This window comes from Pinisolibacter sp. DMC19 (assembly GCF_056313985.1).
In genome coordinates this window covers 1-18,103 of sequence record NZ_JBQUZF010000009.1, presented here as the reverse complement: position 1 = coordinate 18,103, position 18,103 = coordinate 1, and the positions used below count along the sequence as shown (strand labels likewise).

Here is an 18,103-nt window from a genome sequence, read left to right as displayed (position 1 = left end):
CCCGATCCCGCGGGCGTATCCCGCGGTCGCCGGCGCGGCGCTCCTCCCATTGCCGACCGAATGCGACGAGGGTGCGACGCGGGGCGGGTGGCTCGAGGTTCGAACACGGCCGAACGACGCCCGCACCCGAGGGGCGTGGGCGGCACGTCCGAGATAAGAGTGGGGTCCGCGGTTGTCAACGGCGCGGGGACGCGCCAATCTCGCGTCGAATCGACCTTCGTCAAGTCCGACGGAGGGTCGGCGTCATATGTTCGCCACATCGGCCGTCCCCTCTCGTCGCGAGCCCGGTGCCGTTCAGGCGCCGGCGATCCGGACCCTCCCGCCCTTCCGCGGCCCCGCCCGCACCGTCTTCAGGAACGCTTCCTCCATGAACCGCACCCGCAGCTTCCGCACTCTCGCGTTCGCTCTCCTCGCCGGCATCGCCCTCGGCGGCGCGGCCATGGCCGAGGACAAGGTCTTCGCCCGGGTCGACGGCCAGGCGATCACCCAGGCCGACGTCTCCGCGATGATGGCCTCGCTCGGGCCGCAGCTCGCCCAGCTGCCGGAGGCCGAGCGGCTGAAGACCGTGGTCGACCGTCTGGTCGACATGCGCGTCATCGCCGCGGCCGCCGCCAAGGACGGTCTCGAGGACAGCCCGAACTACAAGGCGCGCATCGCGCAGGTGCGTACTCAGCTGCTGGTCGCCGAGTTCGTGAAGTCGAAGGTCGAGGGCTCGGTGACGCCGGAGATGGTCAAGGCGCGCTACGACAAGGACGCCGCCGGCTTCAACCCGCCGGAAGAGTTCCACGCCCGCCACGTGCTGGTGAAGACCGAGGACGAGGCCAAGGCCATCCTCGCCGATCTCGCCAAGGGCGGCGACTTCGCCAAGATCGCCGAAGAGAAGTCGCAGGACCCGGGTTCGGCCAAGCAGGGCGGCGATCTCGGCTGGTTCGCGGCCGGCGACATGGTTCCGGACTTCGAGAAGGCCGTCGCGGCGCTGAAGCCGGGCGAGACCGCCAAGGCGCCGGTCAAGACGCAGTTCGGCTTCCACGTCATCAAGCTCGAGGAGAAGCGCAAGCAGCCGGTCCCGAGCCTCGACGACGTCAAGGACCAGGTGCGTCAGGCGGTGATCGGCGACGTCTTCACCCAGAAGCTCGACGCGCTGAAGAAGGCCGCCAAGATCGAGGTCGACGATGCGGCGATCAAGGCGGCGACGCCGGCCCCCGCGGCCCCGGCCGCGCCGGCGGCCCCCGCCGCTCCGGCCGCTCCGGCGAAGTGATCGAACGCCGTCGTTCGACGAGATCCGAAGAGCCCCGGTCCGCAAGGCCCGGGGCTCTTCTTTTTTCCGAGGTGCCTCACGCCCCGCGCGGCAGGGTGCCGACGAGGCCGGCGACGAGGGCGGGGATGTCGGCCTCGTCGAGACGGCCGGTGAGCAGGCGGAACCAGTTCAGCGCGGCGACGTATTCGCGCAGCACCGCGGCGGTGGCGGTGTCGGCGATCTCGCCGCGGGTGACGGCGCGGGCGAAGATCGGCGTCAGCGGGAAGTCGGGATCGGCCAGCACCGCGGCGAAGGCGGCCTTGGCGGTGTCGTCGTTCTGGGCGTCGGCGATGATCGCGGCATAGGCCCGTCCGGGCGGTCCCTCGCGCCAGAAGCGCCAGAGATCGCCGAGAAGGATGGTCAGGTCGCCGGCGAGACTGCCGGTGTCGGGGCGCGACAGGGCATCGACCTTGCGGCGGTCGTAGACCTCGAGCATCAGCGCGGTGCGGGTCGGCCACCAGCGATAGATCGTCGGTTTGCCGGCGCCGGCGAGACGGGCGACCGCCTCGAAGGTGAGACCGGCCGGCCCCTTCTCGGCGAGCAGGCGCTCGGCCGCATCGAGGATGGCCTGGTGCGAGGCGTCGGAGCGGCGCGGGCCGGCGGAGCGGCGATGCGGCGCCCGATCGGTCTCGGCATGGGTTTTGGACATCGACGGTCTCCTCGGCACGGGCAGCGGCGCGGGCCGCATGGCGGTCGGTCGTCGGGTCGCGGACGACGCTGCGTGCACGGCGATGCTAACACCCCTCTTGACGAAACGAAACGGGTCGTTCAGTTTATGGAAACGAAACGAGCCGTTTCGATTGTTGCTCCGTCCGGGAGGTGCCGTCATGGGCCAGGATCGTTCTTCGCCACATCCGTCTTCTTCGCCACATCCGACTTCGTCGTCGACGCGGTCGGCGTCGTCGCCGTCGCTCTCGCGGACACAGCCGTCGCCACGCTCGGCGCATCCCTCGCCGGCGCAGCCCGCGTCGCCGCGGCCGTCGTCGTCCCGCCCGTCGACACGGCGCTCCGTGGCGTCGCGGCTGTCGCCGCGGCGTCTCACGCCGCCGCGCGTTCGTTTCGCGCTCTGCGTGATGCTCGGCGCCTGGCCGTTGATCACGGCGCTGCTCGAGCTCTTCTCGCCGTGGACGGCGGCCTGGCCGTTGCCGCTTCGCACGCTCGTCATCGTTCCGTTGATGGTCTCGGGCATGGTCTTCGCGATCATCCCGCTGGTGCAGCGTCTCGCCGGGGGCTGGATCGCCGCAGGGGCAACCTGTGACGAGAGTGCTTGACGGCGGGCGAGGGGCGGATAAACCGGGCGGCGACCGTCCTTGAAAGAGGTGACCGATCCGATGTCCCACGCCGTCTCGCCGCTCGCGCCCAAGTCGAACCCGACCCTTCCGGCGATCGAAGGCGTCCGCTTCGCCACCGCCGAAGCCGGGATCAAGTACAAGAACCGCACCGACGTGCTGCTGGCGATCTTCGATCCCGGCACGACGGTCGCGGGCGTCTTCACCACCTCGAAGTGCCCGTCGGCGCCCGTCGACTGGTGCCGCGCCAATCTCGCGGGCGGCGTCGCCCGCGCGCTGGTGGTCAATTCCGGCAATGCCAACGCCTTCACCGGGAAGAAGGGTGTCGAGACGGTGACGATCACCGCCGACATCGCCGCCCGCGCGGTCGGCTGTGCGCCGTCGGAGGTCTTCCTCGCCTCGACCGGCGTGATCGGCGAGCCGCTCGATCCGCAGAAGTTCGAGGGCGTCCTCGCCGAGACCGCGACGCGGGTGGCCGACGGCCCCTACATCGCGGCGGCCGAGGCGATCATGACCACCGACACCTTCCCGAAGGTCGCGACCCGCACGATCGACCTCGGCGGCGTCGCGGTCTCGATCAACGGCATCGCCAAGGGCGCCGGCATGATAGCTCCCGACATGGCGACGATGCTGTCCTTCCTCTTCACCGATGTGGCGATCGATCCGGCGGTGCTGCAGGGTCTGGTCTCGGCCGGCGTGGTCGACAGCTACAACGCGCTGACCATCGACGGCGACACTTCGACCTCCGACACCGTCATCGCCTTCGCCACGGGCAAGGCCGCGGCGCGCGGTCAGGCGCCGATCGGCTCGGCCGACGATCCGCGTCTGCCGGCCTTCCGGGCGGCGCTGGACGGCGTGATGCTCGACCTCGCCCGGCTCGTCGCCCGCGACGGCGAGGGCGCGCGCAAGTTCGTCACGATCACCGTCGAGGGCGCGGTCTCCAAGGCCTCGGCCCGGCGGATCGCCATGTCGATCGCCAATTCGCCGCTGGTGAAGACGGCGATCGCCGGCGAGGACGCCAACTGGGGCCGCGTCGTCATGGCGGTGGGCAAGGCCGGCGAGCCGGCCGACCGCGACCGGCTGGCGATCTGGTTCGGCGACGTCCGCGTGGCGGTCGAGGGCGAGCGCGACCCGGCCTATTCGGAGGCCGCGGCCTCGGCCCACATGAAGCAGGACGAGATCGACATCCGCGTCGAGATCGGCCTGGGCGATGCGTCGGACCGGGTCTACACCTGCGATCTCACCAAGGAATACGTCGCCATCAACGGCGACTACCGGAGCTGAGGCGTATGGCGCGGATCGTTCTCGTCGCCGCGGTGGCGCTCGTCGATGCCGACGGGCGCGTGCTGCTCGCCCGTCGCCCCGAAGGCAAGTCCATGGCGGGCCTGTGGGAGTTCCCCGGCGGCAAGGTCGAGCCGGGTGAACGGCCGGAAGAAACCCTGATCCGCGAGCTCCACGAGGAACTCGGAATCGAGGTCAAGGAGGCCTGTCTCGCGCCGCTGACATTCGCCAGCCACGGTTATGAGAATTTTCACTTGCTCATGCCACTCTGGGTGTGCCGTCGATGGACGGGGACCGTCGTCGGGCGCGAGGGCCAGGAACTCAGCTGGGTTCGCCCACAACGCCTGCGCGAGTTCCCGATGCCGCCGGCGGACGAGCCGATCATTCCCCACCTCCTCGATCTCCTGAGGTGAGGCAACCGAACCCGAAGCGATGCGCGAACACGACGAGACACCCGGAAGCCCCGCCCTGCGCCGGATCGCCGCGTGTCTGCGCGACGAGCGCGGCGCGACCGCGATCGAGTACGGCCTGATCGTCGCGCTGATCGTGCTGGTGATCGCCGCCGGCATCGGTTCGACCGGCAACGGCGTGGCCGGCCGCTGGACGAACATGTCGGACGCCGCCGTCGGCGCCATGGCGCCCAACTCGCAGTAGGGTTTCAGACCCCGTCGCCCTTGCCGCCCGCGGTGTCGTCACCGAGGGCGATTTCGCGCGTCTGGAGCGCGTCGGCCAGCCGCATGGCGGCACTGCCGGGGCGCAGCGGCTTCTGCTGGCTCTCGTGCGGCACCCAGCCCGAGGCCGAGACGATCTCGAAGGTGGCACGGATGCGGCCGTCGGGATCGGCGTGGCGTTCGGCATAGATCTCGGCGGCGCGCAGGAACAGCGCCCGCGACGTCGGCCGGCGCGAACGCTCGACCAGCGGATTGGTCGCCCCCATCGCCCGGAGATCGGCCATCAGATCGAACAGGCTGGCGTAGCGCACGGTGACGCGGTCGGTGTCGGTCACCGGCAGGGCAAAGCCGGCGCGTTGCAGCAGCCCGCCGAGATCGCGCACGTCGAGGAAGGGCACGACGCGCGGCGACAGGCCGCCGGTCAGCTCGATCTCGGCGGCGGCGAGACTGTCGCGCAGCTCGTGCAGCGTCTGGCCGCCGAGCAGGCTCGCGAGGAACAGACCGTCCGGCACCAGCGCGCGGCGGATCTGCACCAGCGTGCCGGGCAGGTCGTCGACGAGATGCAGCGACAGGAGCGAGACGACCAGATCGAGGCTCGCCGGGGCGAAGGGCAGGGTCTCCTCGTCGGTGACGAGATCGACCGATCCGGCGTCGGGACCGGCGGTGACGACCTGACCGACCTTGCCCGAGGCGGCGAGCCGCGTGGCGCCGGCGCCGGCGAAGGCACCGAGATCGACGGCGCGTTCGAAACGGCGCAGCACCGTCGACAGCCGATCGTCGAGGTCTTCGGCGACGCGGGCGAGGAGGAAGTCGGCGCCGGGACGCGGCCGGGCACGGGCACGAGCCCGGCGGGCGGCGAGGAGGGCGCGATCGAACAGGCGGGGCGGCATCGACATGGCTCCTGCTTCGCACGGGCCGGCGGGCCGCGTCAAAGGGGAGGCACATCTTCCGAAGCGCTCGCGTGGCCACGCGAACCGGCCTAGTCTTCGTCCGGGAGGCGTCGAACATGGGGCGCAAGGGGGACGAGGAAGCCGACGAGGATCTGCGCGAGCCGATCGCCGGCCGCATTCTCGCGCGTCTGATGGACGAGGCCCGGAGGGTCGGCAGCGGTCTCTTCGACCTCGTGCTGCCACCGGTCTGCACCGCCTGCCGCAAACCGGTCGAGCGGGCACACGCGCTGTGCGGCGACTGCTGGGCGGGGCTCCGCCAGATCGAGCGACCCTATTGCGAGCGGCTCGGCATTCCCTTCGGCTACGACATCGGTCCGGGCGCGCTGTCGGCCTCGGCCATCGCCGATCCGCCGGTCTTCGACCGGGCGCGGGCGGCGGTGCTCTACGAGGGGGCGGCGTGCGAACTCGTGCGGGCGCTGAAGTATCGCGACCGGACGGAAGCCGCGCGGCTCGTCGGGCGGATGACGGCGCGGGCGGGGCGCGAGATCCTCGGCGACGCCGATCTGCTGGTGCCGATGCCGCTCCATCGCAATCGGCTGTGGACCCGGACCTTCAATCAGGCGGCGCTGATGGCCTTCGAGATCGGTCGGGCGACCGGGGTGCCGGTCGACACCGCGGCGCTGATGCGCATCCGCGCGACCCGGCCGCAGGTGGGCCTCGCCGAGGCGGAGCGGCAGGCGAACGTGCGTGGTGCCTTCCGCGTGCCGGCCTCGCGCAAGGCCTCGGTCGCCGGGCGACGAGTGGTGCTGGTCGACGACGTGCTGACCACGGGGGCGACGGCGACTGCGGCGACGCGGGCGCTCAAGCGGGCCGGCGCGATCCGGGTCGACGTGCTGACCTTCGCGCGGGTTGCTCCCGGCGGTCCGCTCGCGATATGAGGTGGGAGAAGAGAAACCGCCTTCGAAGCAGGATTCGATGACCACGCCGCACGTTCTCGTCTACACCCGCGACGGTTGCCCCTATTGCACGATGGCCAAGGCGCTCCTGACCTCCAAGGGCGTCGCCTTCGAGGAGAAGAACGCCAGCCGCGATCCGGCGGTGCGCGGCGAGATGGTCGCGGCCTCGGGGCGCAATACATTCCCCCAGATCTTCGTCGGTGCGACCCATGTGGGCGGCTGCGACGATCTCCATGCGCTCGACGCGCGCGGCGGGCTCGACCCGTTGCTCGCCGGGGCCTGAAGGACACCCTCGATGACCGCATTCCGCGTTGCTCTCGTCCAGATGACCTCGTCGCGTTCGGTCGACGGCAACATCGCGGCGATGGACGCGCTGGTGCGCGAGGCGGCGGCCGGCGGGGCGGTCTATGTCCAGACGCCGGAGACGACCGGCATCATGGACGAGGATCCCAAGCGCCTGTTCGAGACGCTGGCCTTCGAGGACGGCGACCGCACGCTCGCCCATGCCCGCGGGCTGGCGAAGGAGCTGGGCATCCACCTCCACCTCGGCTCGCTGGCGATCAAGGTCGGCGACGGCAACAAGGCGGCGAACCGCGCCTTCGTCATCGCACCGACCGACGAGATCATCGCGCGCTACGACAAGATCCATCTCTTCGACGTGCAGCTCGCCGACGGGCAGGTCTATCGCGAGAGCGCGCGCTACGTCGCCGGCGACCGCGCCGTGACCGTCGATCTGCCCTGGGGCCGGCTCGGCCTCTCGGTCTGCTACGATCTGCGCTTCCCGCATCTCTACCGGACGCTCTGCCGTGACGGCGGGGCGACGATGCTGGCGATCCCGGCGGCCTTCACCAAGCCGACCGGCGAGGCGCACTGGAACGTGCTGATGCGCGCCCGGGCGATCGAGAATGGCGCCTGGGTGATGGCGGCGGCGCAGGCCGGCGTCCACGAGAACGGGCGGGAGACCTTCGGGCATTCGCTGATCGTCGACCCCTGGGGGCGGGTCGTTGCCGAGGCCGGGATCGAGCCCGGCGTGATCTTCGCCGACGTCGATCCTGACCTGTCGACGACCATGCGCGGTCGCGTTCCGGCGCTGGTGCACGATCGACCGTTCGAACTCGCGCCGGCGGCCGGGGAGGGCACGCCATGATCCACTACACGCTGGTGTGCGATCGCGATCATTCCTTCGAGGGCTGGTTCCGCTCGTCCGACGATTTCGACGCGCAGGTCGCGGACGGTCTGGTGAGCTGCCCGATCTGCGGGTCGGTGACGATCTCGCGCGGGCTGATGGCGCCGTCGGTCAAGACCGGCCGCGCCCGCGACGAGCGCGAGGACGCGGCACGGCGCCAGACGGTGATGATGCCCGACCGGGCGCAGAAGATGATGCTCGACGCCATCCGCGAGATTCGCAAGAAGGTGACCGAGAACGCCACCTACGTCGGCGACCGTTTCGCCGAGGAAGCCCGCAAGATGCACTACGGCGAGGTCGAGCATCAGGGCATCTGGGGCGAGGCGACCACCGAGGAAGCGTCCTCGCTCTCCGAGGAGGGCATCGAGGTCCAGCCGCTGCCGGGTCTGCCGGAAGAGCGCAATTGAACCTCGCGCCCGAACGATCGGGCGAGAAGGCCCCGCGGTTGCGCCGGCTGGTGGCGTGCGAGGCCGAACGGCTCGGCTTCTCCGCCTTCGGCATCGCCGATCCGGCCGCATTGGGTGACGCCGCGCGCGATCTCGCCGGATTTCTCGAGGCGGGGCACCACGGATCCATGGGCTGGATGGCGGAGACGGCCGAGCGGCGCGCCGATCCGCGCGTGCTGTGGCCGGAGGTCCGGTCGATCCTGGTCTTCGCCTTCGACTACGGGCCGGAGACGAACCCGCTCGAGGGACCGCGCGACGACGGGCGCGGCGAGATCTCGGCCTATGCCCGCAATCGCGACTATCACGAACTGATCAAGGGCCGTCTCAAGGAGATCGCCGGAAAGCTCGCCGCTGCGGCGCGGGCGGAAGGCATGCCTTGCGACCTCAAGGTCTTCGTCGACACCGCGCCGGTGATGGAGAAGCCGCTGGCGCAGGCGGCCGGTCTCGCCTGGGTGGCGAAGTCGACGCTGGCGATCTCGCGCAGGATCGGCGGATGGTTCTTCATCGGCTCGATCTTCACGACGCTCGACCTGCCGTTCGACGTGGCCGAGACGCAGCACTGCGGCTCGTGCCGGCGCTGTCTCGACGTCTGCCCGACGGGGGCGCTGCCGGAGCCCTTCCGCATCGATGCGCGCGCCTGCATCTCCTATCTGACGATCGAACACGCCGGGCCGATCCCGCGCGCGCATCGCGTCGCGATCGGCGACCGGATCTACGGCTGCGACGACTGTCTCGCCGTCTGCCCGTGGAACCGGTTCGCGGAAGCCGCGCGCGAGGCGAAGCTGATCGCCCGGCCGGAACTCGTCCGGCCGCGGCTCGGCGATCTCGTCGAGCTCGACGATGCGGCGTTCCGGGCGCTCTTCGTCGGCTCGCCGGTCAAGCGGATCGGCCGCGACCGCTTCCTGCGCAACGTGCTGGTCGCCATCGGCAACACGGGGGACGCGGGCTTCGTGCCGGCAGTGGTCGAACGGCTCGACGATGCGGCTCCTGTCGTGCGCGGTGCGGCGGTCTGGGCGCTCGGGCGGCTCGATCCGGCACGCTTCGCGGTGGAACGGGCACGGCGGGCGGCGAGCGAGACGGATGCGGATGTCGCCGCCGAATGGGCGGCGAGGGCGGCGCGTCAGGCCGGGTGAGCGGTCGTCCAGGCGATCGCCTGTTCGAGCCGATCGTCGCCCCAGAAGAGTTCGCCGTCGGGGGTGAAGAGGCTCGGCGCACCGAAGATGCCGCGGGCCGTCGCCTCCTCGGTGCGGGCGACGAGCGCCGCCTTGATCTCGGGCGACCCGGCTTCCGCGAGCATCGCCTCGGCGTCGAGGCCGAGCGACGTCAGGATCCCGGCGAGGAGGGCGCGATCGGAAATGTCGCGGCCTTCTTCGAATTCGGCGGTGAAGACGGCGCGACTGAAGGGCGCGACGAAGCCGTGTCTCTCGCCGACGAGCGCCAGCCGGGCGGCGAGGAGACCGTTCGCCGGGAAGACCGCCGGCCAGACCAGCGGCAGGCCGCGGGCCTGCGTGATGCGCTCCATGTCGCGGCGCATGTGGCGGCCCTTGGCGGGGAAGAGATTGAAGGGCGAGGAATTCCACCCCTGCGCCCGGAAGATCGGGCCGAGCAGGAAGGGGCGCCAGACCACCTCGTGGCCGGCGTCGCGCGCCAGATCCTCGATCCGCATGGCGGCGAGCCAGGAATAGTTCGAGGCGAATTCGTACCAGAACTCGATCCGGGCCATCGGCGCTCCCCCGTCTTCCTTTCCCGCGAGCCTCGCCGATCGTGCCGTGGCCGTCGAGCGGAAAAGCGAAACGCCGCCCGGGGTGCGGGCGGCGTTCGAAGAGGCATCGGATCGAGCGGGTCGATCAGGCGATGGCGCGCGAGGCGTCCTTGACCTTGCGGGTGGCGTCGTCGATCTCGTGGGTGGCCGAGGCGATCGCCTGCATGCCCTGATCGATCGCCTCGACGCCGCGGGCGGCGGTCTGCATGTTCTCGGACATGTCGCGGGTGACCGCTTCCTGTTCCTCGACGGCGGAGGCGATGGCGGTGGAGATCTCGTTGATCTTGCCGATGGTCGCCGAGATGCCGGAGATGGCGTCGACCGCCTGACGGGTGTTGTTCTGCACCTCGGCGATCTGGGCGCCGATCTCGTCGGTCGCCTTCGACGTCTGGGTCGCGAGGTTCTTGACCTCGGAGGCGACGACGGCGAAGCCGCGGCCCGCCTCGCCGGCCCGCGCCGCCTCGATGGTGGCGTTGAGCGCGAGCAGGTTGGTCTGGGCGGCGATCGAGTTGATGAGGTCGACGACCTCGCCGATCTTCTGCGTCGCCGAGACCAGCGTGGTGATCGTCGCGTTGGTGGTGTCGGCCTGGGTCACGGCCTCGCCGGTGATCTCCAGCGCGTGGGAGAGCTGGCGGCTGATCTCGGAGACCGAATGGGCGAGCTCTTCGGCGCCGGCCGCGACGGCCTGGACGTTGGACGAGGTCTGGGTCGAGGCGGCGACGGCGGCGGCGGCCTGCTCGTTGGTGCGCGACACGGCGTCGGTGATGGCGCCGAGGTCTTCGTCGATCCCCTTCTGCACGTCGGTGCGGCGCATGCGTTCGCGCACCATGTCGGAGATGTCGGTGGCGATCTTCACCACCTTGACGACCTTGCCGGTGAGATCGGCGACCGGTCCGTAGGTCGCCTGGATCCACACCTCGCGGCCGCCCTTGCCGATGCGCTTGAACTCGCCCTGCTGGGCGCGGCCCTGGCGCAGCGCCTCCCAGAAGGCGCGATAGTCGGCGCTCTCGCGGTACTTGGCGTCGACGAACATCGAGTGATGCTTGCCGCGCAGCTCGCCCGCGCCGTAGCCGAGGGTCGTCAGGAAATTGGTGTTGGCCTCGATGATGGTGCCGTCGATCTCGAAGGAGATCACCGCCTGGGTGCGGTCGATCATCGCCATCAGGGCGCGTTCCTCGACGACCTTGGTTCGCTCCTCGGTGACGTCGATGGCGTATTTGACGACGCCGGTCGGCTTGCCCGAGCGGTCGAGGATCGGGTTGTAGGTCGCCTGGAGCCAAACGACGCGGCCGCCCTTGCCGACGCGGGCGAATTCGCCGCGCTGGAAGTGGCCGGCGCGCAGGTCGTTCCAGAAGCGACGGTAGTCCTCGCTCTCGCGGGTCGCCTGATCGACGAACATCGAGTGATTGCGGCCCTTGATCTCTCCGATCGTGTAACCGAGCGTCGCGAGGAAGTTGGCGTTGGCGTCGATGACCGATCCGTCCAGCGCGAACTCGATCACGGCCTGCGACCGGTCGAGGGCTTCGAGGCGGGCGTCGGCTTTACGGTTGGTCGAGAAGAGGGCCATGGAGGGATTGTTTCCTCGTGTTCGCGTCGTTGCCCGGTGGTCCGCAGGGGGCGGAATCCGGCGCTTTCGAACAGAAGTGACGTAGGGGCGTTAATTTAACCTGAAGGAATGCCCACCGTTTCTCGGCAATACCGAGAAATATTAGTCGAATGCGCGACGATTTTCGCGAATCTGCGGCGATGTGTCCGATTCAGGCGATGTGGGGGCGACCCGTCAGGCGGATCCAGCGCAGCGTCAGGGCGACGGCGACGGAACCGAGGCCGAGGGCGAGGCCCATCCAGATGCCGCGACCGGCGAGGCCGGCGGGCAGGGCGAGCAGCACCGAGGCCGTCAGGCCGATACCCCAGTAGCCGACGGCGGCGAGCATCATCGGCACGCGGGTGTCGTGCAGGCCGCGCAGCATGCCGGCGGTGACGACCTGGATGCCGTCGACCAGCTGGAACAGGGCGGCGAGCGCCAGGAAGCCGCGGGCGAGTGCGAAGGTCGCGGCGGTCGTCGGATCGGCGGCGTCGAGGAAGGCGCCGATCAGCCGGTCGGGCATGGTGACCATGGTGGTCGCGGTCGCCGCCATACAGGCGACGACGAAGCCGAACCCGGTCCAGCCGGCGACGAAGACGCCGCGCCTGTCGTCGCGGCCGAAGGCGGTGCCGACACGGACCGTCGCGGCCTGCGAGACGCCGAGCGGCACCATGAAGGCGACCGAGGCGATCTGCAGCGTCACCGCATGGGCGGCGAGCGTCGCGGTGCCGAAGAGGCCGGCGAGGAAGGCGGCGGCGTTGAAGATCGTCGTCTCGAAAGCGACCATCAGGCCGATCGGCAGGCCGAGGCGGAGGAACTCGCGCCAGCGCACCGCGTCGAAACGCCAGACGCGGCCGAACAGATGGTAGCGGGCGGAGCGGCGGTCGGCGGCGATCACGAACGCGAGCGTGCCGAACATGAAGCTGGTCGCGGCGAGCGTCGCCCAGCCGGCGCCGACCACGCCGAGCCGCGGTGCGCCCCAGTTGCCGAAGATCAGCGCCCAGCCGACGGCGGCGTCGACCGGCACCGCGAGAAGGCCGATCACCAGCGTCCACAGCGGCCGTTCCATCGCCGCCATGAAGCCGCGCAGGCCGACGAAGGCGAAGAAGGGCAGCAGCGACCACATCAGCACCCGCAGGATCGAGGCCGCCTGACGCGACAGCGCCGGGTCCTGCCCGAGCAGGTTGAGGATCGCCTCCGCCTGCCACAGCACGCACCAGATCGGCAGGGCGAGGGTGGCGGCAACCCAGAGCGTCTGATGGAAGGTGCGGCGGATCTCGCGCACCGAATGGGCCATGCGGCCGCGCTCGCGCGCCACCATCGCCATGGTCGCCGTCATCACGCCGACACCGAAGAGCATGAAGGCGTTGTAGAGATTGACCGCCAGCGCACCCGAGGCGAGCGCCTCCGGCCCGAGCCGGCCGAGCAGCAGCACGTCGACCGTCGACAGCGCGATCTGCGCCAGCTGCGTCAGGACCAGCGGCCAGGCGAGCGCCAGGGTGGCGCGCATCTCGCGGGTCCATTCGGCAAGGGTGGGGCGGCTGGTCATGGCTTGCTGGTCGATCGTTCGAGGGCGTCGTTCCTAACACGCCGATGCGACGGCGGCACCCCCGCACCGCGCGTGCCGCACGATTTCCGTCTTCGTGTGGCCACGTCGGACCGCTAAACTCGCGAATCACGAGCCGCAAGGAACCGCTTTCGATGTTCAGTCCCGCGAAATTCGCCGCCTCCGCCGCGTTCTGCCTCTCCGCCCTCATGGCCGTGCCGGCGCAGGCCGAGGTGCCCTGCCGCACCAGCGGTTCGTTCGAGAGCTGGCTCGAGGGTTTCAAGCGCGAGGCGGCGGCCGAAGGGATCTCGAAGTCGGCGATCGATCGTGGCCTCGCCGGCGTCACCTACGATCCGGCGGTGATCAAGCGCGATCACGGCCAGGCCGTCTTCCAGCAGAGCTTCCTGCAGTTCTCCGACCGGATGATCTCGTCGGATCGTCTCGCCCGTGGACCGCGGCTGATCTCCCAGCACGGCGATCTCTTCCGTCGGATCGAGGCGAAATACGGCGTACCCGGTGCGGTGCTCGTCGCCTTCTGGGGGCTCGAGACCGATTTCGGCTCGGACCTCGGCAAATACAAGGCGCCGACCGCGGTGGCGACGCTCGCCTACGACTGCCGCCGCGCCGAGATGTTCCGCACCGAGCTCAAGGGGCTCCTGCGCGTCGTCGAGCGCGGTGATCTGGCGCCGGAGGAGATGGTCGGCGACTGGGCCGGCGAACTCGGGCACCTGATGTTCTCGCCGCACGACTATGCCCGCTACGGCACCGACTTCGACGGCGACGGCCGGGCCAACGTCATCCGTTCGATCCCCGACGCGATGGCGTCGGGCGCCGCCTTCCTCCAGGCGCTGGGCTGGCATCGCGGCGAGCCTTGGATCGAGAGCGTCCAGGTGCCGGCCGAGATGGACTGGTCGAACGCCGCGCCGGAGGTGCACGCCACCCGCGCCGAATGGGCGCGCGCCGGTGTACGTCGCGGCGACGGCGGGGCGCTCGCCGCCGGCGGGCCGGAGGCCTGGCTGTGGCTGCCGATGGGTCGCAACGGGCCGGCCTTCCTCGCCTATCCCAACTTCGACGTCTACCTCGGCTGGAACAAGGCGATGGTCTATGCCACGACCGCCGCGGTCTATGCCGCGCGGATCAACGGCGCCCCGCCGATCAACCGCGGCCGCGGTCCGGTGACGATGCTCGGAACGGAAGACGTCAAGAAGCTGCAGACGCTGCTGCGTCGTCACGGCTATTCCAACGAAGAGGTCGACGGGCGCGTCGGTCAGACGACGCGGGCGGCGGTGCGCAAGGCGCAGGTCGCGCTCGGTCTTCCCGCCGATGCCTTCCCCGATCAGGCGCTGATCGCGGCGCTGTCGCGCTGAGCGACGGGACGTCATGAAACGGCGGGCGGTTCGATCGATCGAGCCGCGACGCGAGGGGGGATGACTTGCCGGATCCGTTGATCGACGCCGTGCTCGCCGCCGGGCGCGCCATTCTCGACGTCGCCAAGGGCGACATCGGGCTTTCCGCCAAGGCCGACGCCAGCCCGGTGACGATCGCCGACGGCAAGGCCGAGGCGATCCTGCTCGAAGCGCTCGCCCGCATCCATCCCGACGTGCCGGTGGTGGCGGAGGAGAGCGTCTCGGCCGGCATCGTGCCGGGCGCGCTGGGCGATCGCTTCTTCCTGGTCGATCCGCTCGACGGCACCCGCGAGTTCGTTTCCGGCAACGGCGAATACACCGTCAACGTCGCGCTGGTGGAGGCGGGACGGCCGACCTTCGGCATCGTCTACGCCCCGGCGCTCGGCGAGATCTTCGCCGGGCGGGTCGGGGAGGGCGCTTGGGCCGGGCGGGTTCGCCCCGACGGGACGATCGAGCGCCGAGACATCACCGTGCGCACGGTCGCCGCGGTTCCGCCGGTGGTGCTCGCCAGCCGCAGTCATCGCGGGGTCGAGACCGACGCTTTTCTCGAAGCCCTCGGCGATCACGCCTGCGTCTCGGCCGGGTCGTCGCTGAAGTTCTGCCGGCTGGCGGAAGGGGCGGCCGACCTCTACCCCCGCCTCGGGCGGACGATGGAATGGGACACGGCGGCGGGCGAAGCGGTGCTCGCGGCGGCCGGTGGCGCGGTGGTCGGGCTCACCGGACGACCGCTTTCCTGCGGCGATCGGACGGGCGGCTTCGCCAATCCGTGGTTCCTCGCCTTCGCGGATCCGGCCCTCGGCGCCCGCGCCGTGGCGATCGCGGCCGAGGTGGCGCGGCGTGTCGCCGCGTCGGACGGCGTTTGACGGACCCGACGAGCGTGCTATCCCGCGACCCCGAGCAACAGGAGACGAGGACGGCGATGCAGGACGAGACGAGCCCGAGGGGTCTTCGCCCCGCCGTCTTCTTCGATCGCGACGGCGTCCTCAACGTCGACCACGGCTACATCGGCTCGATCGATCGCTTCGAATGGATCGAGGGCGCGCGCGAGGCGGTCCGGGCCGCGAACGAAGCGGGCTATCTCGTCTTCGTCGTCACCAACCAGTCGGGCATCGCCCGCGGCTACTATTCCGAGGACGATCATCACGCCGTTCAGGCGCATCTTCGCGCCGATCTCGCCCGGATCGGTGCGCGGATCGACGACGAGCGTTTCTGCCCCTATCTGCCGGACGCCACCGTCGAGGCCTATCGCCGCGACAGCGACTGGCGCAAGCCGGGACCGGGCATGTTGCTCGACCTGATGGCGCATTGGCCGGTCGACCGGGCGGCGAGTTTCCTGATCGGCGACAAGGCGAGCGACCTCGACGCCGCGACTGCGGCCGGCATCGCCGGACATTTCTTCGAAGGGGGCGATCTTTCCGCCTTCGTCGCGCCGCTCCTCGCCGCGCGGAGGATCGAGGCATGAACGCCGCCGTTTCTTCTGCCGCCGACCGTCTCGCAGCCGCGCGTGCCGCGGCCTTCGCGGCCTTCGAGGCGCAGCGGGCGTGGTTCGTCGACGCGGTCCTGCCGCTGTGGGCGACGACCGGCGTCGATTTCCAGAACGGCGGCTTCTTCGAGAAGATCGGTCGCGATCTCGCGGCGATCGAAGAGCCGCGGCGCACCCGGGTCGTCGGGCGCCAGCTCTTCGTCTTCGCCAATGCGGCGCGGCTCGGTTGGCAGGGACCCTCGCGGGCGCTGGTCTTCCACGGTCTCGAATGGTTCCGCCACGCCTGCCTCGGCCCCGACGGTACGGCGATCCGCACCGCCGTTTGCGGCGGCGCGCCGGACGACGTCGACTTCGAACTCTACGATCAGGCCTTCGCCCTCTTCGGCCTCGCCGCGGCCTACGGCGAGACCGGGTCCGAGGATCTGCCGGCCCTGGCGCGCGGCATCCGCGACGGCACCAGGGCGGGATGGGGCCATCCGGTCGCCGGTTTCGAGGCGGCACGGCCGCGGCGTCTGCCGCTCGAGGCCAATCCGCACATGCACATGTTCGAGGCCGCGGTCGCCTGGGAGAAGGTGGCGCCGGAGGCCGATCGTGCCGACTGGGCGCGGCTCGCCGACGAAATCGGTGATTTGGCGCTGTCGCGTTTCATCGATCCGGCGACGGGCGCGCTTCGTGAATTCTACGACGGCGACTGGCGACCGATCGCCGGCGAACAGGGCCGCATCGTCGAGCCCGGTCACCAGTTCGAATGGGGCTGGCTCCTCGACGGTTGGGCGCGGTCGCGCGGTCGCGCCGATGCGATCGCCGCCGCCCGGCGACTGATCGCGGTCGGCGAGGATCACGGCGTCGACCGGACCCGCGGCGTCGCCATCGCCGAACTCTTCGACGACTTCACGGTGCGCGACGCGGCGACGCGGGTGTGGCCGCAGACCGAGCGGATGAAGGCCTGGGCCGCGGTCGCTGCAGCGGCGGACGAGCCGCAAGAACGTGCCGACGCGCTCGAGCGGCTCGCGGCGGCGACGCGGTCGCTGGCGCTCTTCGTCGATCGCGACCATGCCGGGCTGTGGTTCGAGCGCATGCGCGCCGACGGCACCTTCCGCGACGAGCCGCCGCCGGCCTCGACGCTCTACCACGTCGCCTGTGCGCTGGTGGAAGTCGACGCGCTGTTCCACCGGATCTGACCGGCGCTCGCTCTTTCACCCGAGCCAACTCTCCGATCGGACCGAGCTCTAGCCGCCGCGCGCCAGAGCCTCGAGCGGGGCGACCGACACGGTGGTCGGCTGCTGGAAGGGATTTCCCTGGATCAACACGATCGCCGCGGTGGGTGCCGCGGCCGCGCCGAAGAGCACGATCGCCACGAGAGCGGCGCGCGGATTGTCGACGTGGACGGCGGCGACCGACAGCATCGTCACGAAGCCGAGGAAGGCCATGCCCAGCCACTTCAGCGGATTGACGTGGGTCTGGCTGAGGGCGATCCGCCGGTCGCGGGCATCGCGCACGGCGATGACCTGTTCGAGCACGCGGCCGTGGACGGCGAGGCCGAGCCTTTCACCGATGGCACGATCGGCGACGAGGGCGAGCAGGCGATCGAGGGCGGCGGCGGCTTCGGGCGCGTGATCGCGGCCGGCGAGCAGCGGCCATTCGATCTCGGAGGCGGCGCGGGCATAGTCGCGCACGGCGGCGACGACGGGCGCGCGGCGGTCGTCGTCGAGACCGCGGGTGAGCGCGACCAGCGACTGCAGACTGTCGGCCTCGCGGGTGACGGCATCGATCGCCCGATCGTGGGCCGACCAGGTGTCGTTGCCGAGGAAGGCGAGCGTCAGCGCGAAGAGCACGCCGATGATGTTGATGAAGGGCGGGGCGACGCCGGCGAGCGTGGCGAGACGCGGCGCGTGACGCTCCGACCCGAGGATCGTCATCAGGAGGGCGGAGGCGATCGCCGTCCCCACGAGCGCGATGCCGGCATAGCCCCAGTGATCCCAGGCACCCCAGTGGACCCCATCCATCGCGTGTTCCTCCCCTTGGCCGGGGCGATCTTGCGCCCGCGGGCGGGGGAGCGTCGATACGGGGAGAAACGCAGCGCGGGGTGGAAACGGGATTTTCGCGGGGCGAGGCGTTAATATCCACAGGCCCGAGCCGCGGAATCCGTCGCTTCGCCGTTAAAGGCGCGAATTTTCCTCCACGAGCGGCGAAGATTTTGTGACGGGGGTGTTGACGCCTCCGAACGTGGGGCCTATAACCCGGTCCAACGACGGCGGCCAACGCTGCTGACGACGAAATCCTTCGCTCTGGCGAACGGCTGGTG

At 70.4% G+C, this 18,103-nt stretch carries 20 protein-coding genes; 14 read left to right on the top strand and 6 right to left on the bottom strand.

Features of this window, described 5'->3' with window-relative positions; all coding sequences use genetic code 11:
• The first annotated feature begins 367 nt into the window (after window positions 1-367).
• Window positions 368-1,258 (top strand): peptidylprolyl isomerase, encoded by an 891-nt coding sequence (locus ACT53U_RS17925; protein WP_476157168.1) that lies wholly within the window; start codon window positions 368-370, stop codon window positions 1,256-1,258.
• Window positions 1,259-1,334: 76 nt separating this feature from the next.
• Here the strand turns inward: ACT53U_RS17925 and ACT53U_RS17920 are convergent, their stop codons facing one another.
• Window positions 1,335-1,946, bottom strand: a complete 612-nt coding sequence (locus ACT53U_RS17920) for a TetR/AcrR family transcriptional regulator (protein ID WP_476157167.1) — start codon at window positions 1,944-1,946, stop codon at window positions 1,335-1,337.
• A gap of 361 nt (window positions 1,947-2,307) precedes the next feature.
• On the opposite strand from ACT53U_RS17920, the gene ACT53U_RS17915 reads away from it, so the two are divergent.
• The 4 genes from ACT53U_RS17915 to ACT53U_RS17900 are packed head-to-tail and all read left to right on the top strand — an operon-like array spanning window position 2,308 to window position 4,521.
• Window positions 2,308-2,568, top strand: coding sequence for a putative antibiotic biosynthesis monooxygenase (locus tag ACT53U_RS17915; RefSeq protein WP_476157166.1), 261 nt, complete (start codon window positions 2,308-2,310; stop codon window positions 2,566-2,568).
• A gap of 60 nt (window positions 2,569-2,628) precedes the next feature.
• Window positions 2,629-3,870 carry a bifunctional glutamate N-acetyltransferase/amino-acid acetyltransferase ArgJ gene (gene argJ / locus ACT53U_RS17910; RefSeq protein WP_476157165.1) on the top strand — a complete coding sequence of 414 codons (1,242 nt, stop codon included), beginning with the start codon at window positions 2,629-2,631 and terminating at the stop codon, window positions 3,868-3,870.
• 5 nt (window positions 3,871-3,875) lie between these two features.
• A complete protein-coding gene (mutT, locus tag ACT53U_RS17905) occupies window positions 3,876-4,280 on the top strand; it encodes an 8-oxo-dGTP diphosphatase MutT (RefSeq protein WP_476157164.1) in 405 nt (134 codons plus the stop codon).
• Window positions 4,281-4,299: 19 nt separating this feature from the next.
• On the top strand, window positions 4,300-4,521 hold the full coding sequence (locus ACT53U_RS17900) for a Flp family type IVb pilin (protein ID WP_476157163.1): 222 nt from the start codon (window positions 4,300-4,302) through the stop codon (window positions 4,519-4,521).
• A gap of 4 nt (window positions 4,522-4,525) precedes the next feature.
• On the opposite strand, the gene ACT53U_RS17895 is transcribed toward ACT53U_RS17900, so the two are convergent.
• Window positions 4,526-5,434: a methyltransferase domain-containing protein gene (locus ACT53U_RS17895; RefSeq protein ID WP_476157162.1), complete on the bottom strand. Its 909-nt coding sequence runs from the start codon at window positions 5,432-5,434 to the stop codon at window positions 4,526-4,528.
• Between the two features lie 185 nt (window positions 5,435-5,619).
• Here ACT53U_RS17895 and ACT53U_RS17890 point away from each other — a divergent pair, with 185 nt between their 5' ends.
• Genes ACT53U_RS17890 through queG form a run of 5 tightly spaced genes read left to right on the top strand, consistent with a single transcriptional unit; the run spans window position 5,620 to window position 9,149 of the window.
• Window positions 5,620-6,366, top strand: coding sequence for a ComF family protein (locus tag ACT53U_RS17890; protein ID WP_476157272.1), 747 nt, complete (start codon window positions 5,620-5,622; stop codon window positions 6,364-6,366).
• Window positions 6,367-6,403: 37 nt separating this feature from the next.
• Window positions 6,404-6,667 (top strand): glutaredoxin 3, encoded by a 264-nt coding sequence (gene grxC, locus ACT53U_RS17885; RefSeq protein ID WP_476138869.1) that lies wholly within the window; start codon window positions 6,404-6,406, stop codon window positions 6,665-6,667.
• Window positions 6,668-6,679: 12 nt separating this feature from the next.
• On the top strand, window positions 6,680-7,531 hold the full coding sequence (locus ACT53U_RS17880; RefSeq protein WP_476157161.1) for a carbon-nitrogen hydrolase family protein: 852 nt from the start codon (window positions 6,680-6,682) through the stop codon (window positions 7,529-7,531).
• The gene (locus tag ACT53U_RS17875) at window positions 7,528-7,977 is read left to right on the top strand and encodes a DUF1178 family protein (RefSeq protein ID WP_476157160.1); all 450 of its coding nucleotides are present in this window, start codon (window positions 7,528-7,530) and stop codon (window positions 7,975-7,977) included. Before ACT53U_RS17880 ends, ACT53U_RS17875 begins: the two co-directional genes overlap by 4 nt.
• Entirely contained in the window at window positions 7,974-9,149 is a 1,176-nt protein-coding gene (queG, locus tag ACT53U_RS17870; protein ID WP_476157159.1) for a tRNA epoxyqueuosine(34) reductase QueG, read from the top strand. The genes ACT53U_RS17875 and queG overlap by 4 nt, the downstream gene beginning before the upstream one ends.
• Here queG and ACT53U_RS17865 read toward each other — a convergent pair.
• From ACT53U_RS17865 to ACT53U_RS17855, 3 genes are all read right to left on the bottom strand, one after another.
• The gene (locus ACT53U_RS17865; RefSeq protein ID WP_476157158.1) at window positions 9,137-9,739 is read right to left on the bottom strand and encodes a DsbA family protein; all 603 of its coding nucleotides are present in this window, start codon (window positions 9,737-9,739) and stop codon (window positions 9,137-9,139) included. The genes queG and ACT53U_RS17865 overlap by 13 nt on opposite strands.
• 124 nt (window positions 9,740-9,863) lie before the next feature.
• The gene (locus ACT53U_RS17860; protein WP_476157157.1) at window positions 9,864-11,345 is read right to left on the bottom strand and encodes a methyl-accepting chemotaxis protein; all 1,482 of its coding nucleotides are present in this window, start codon (window positions 11,343-11,345) and stop codon (window positions 9,864-9,866) included.
• Window positions 11,346-11,535: 190 nt separating this feature from the next.
• Window positions 11,536-12,912, bottom strand: a complete 1,377-nt coding sequence (locus ACT53U_RS17855) for an MATE family efflux transporter (RefSeq protein ID WP_476157156.1) — start codon at window positions 12,910-12,912, stop codon at window positions 11,536-11,538.
• 152 nt (window positions 12,913-13,064) lie between these two features.
• On the opposite strand from ACT53U_RS17855, the gene ACT53U_RS17850 reads away from it, so the two are divergent.
• The 4 genes from ACT53U_RS17850 (at window position 13,065) to ACT53U_RS17835 (ending at window position 16,979) form a co-directional block, all read left to right on the top strand.
• Window positions 13,065-14,276: a lytic murein transglycosylase gene (locus ACT53U_RS17850; protein ID WP_476157155.1), complete on the top strand. Its 1,212-nt coding sequence runs from the start codon at window positions 13,065-13,067 to the stop codon at window positions 14,274-14,276.
• A 65-nt stretch (window positions 14,277-14,341) separates the two neighbouring features.
• The gene (gene cysQ / locus ACT53U_RS17845) at window positions 14,342-15,178 is read left to right on the top strand and encodes a 3'(2'),5'-bisphosphate nucleotidase CysQ (protein ID WP_476157154.1); all 837 of its coding nucleotides are present in this window, start codon (window positions 14,342-14,344) and stop codon (window positions 15,176-15,178) included.
• Window positions 15,179-15,234: 56 nt separating this feature from the next.
• Complete coding sequence (locus tag ACT53U_RS17840; RefSeq protein WP_476157153.1) at window positions 15,235-15,777, top strand: D-glycero-alpha-D-manno-heptose-1,7-bisphosphate 7-phosphatase; 543 nt, start codon at window positions 15,235-15,237, stop codon at window positions 15,775-15,777.
• Window positions 15,774-16,979: an AGE family epimerase/isomerase gene (locus ACT53U_RS17835; protein WP_476157152.1), complete on the top strand. Its 1,206-nt coding sequence runs from the start codon at window positions 15,774-15,776 to the stop codon at window positions 16,977-16,979. The genes ACT53U_RS17840 and ACT53U_RS17835 overlap by 4 nt, the downstream gene beginning before the upstream one ends.
• A 48-nt stretch (window positions 16,980-17,027) precedes the next feature.
• Here ACT53U_RS17835 and ACT53U_RS17830 read toward each other — a convergent pair whose 3' ends face one another.
• Window positions 17,028-17,804, bottom strand: a complete 777-nt coding sequence (locus ACT53U_RS17830) for a bestrophin-like domain (RefSeq protein WP_476157151.1) — start codon at window positions 17,802-17,804, stop codon at window positions 17,028-17,030.
• Between the last annotated feature and the right edge of the window lie 299 nt (window positions 17,805-18,103).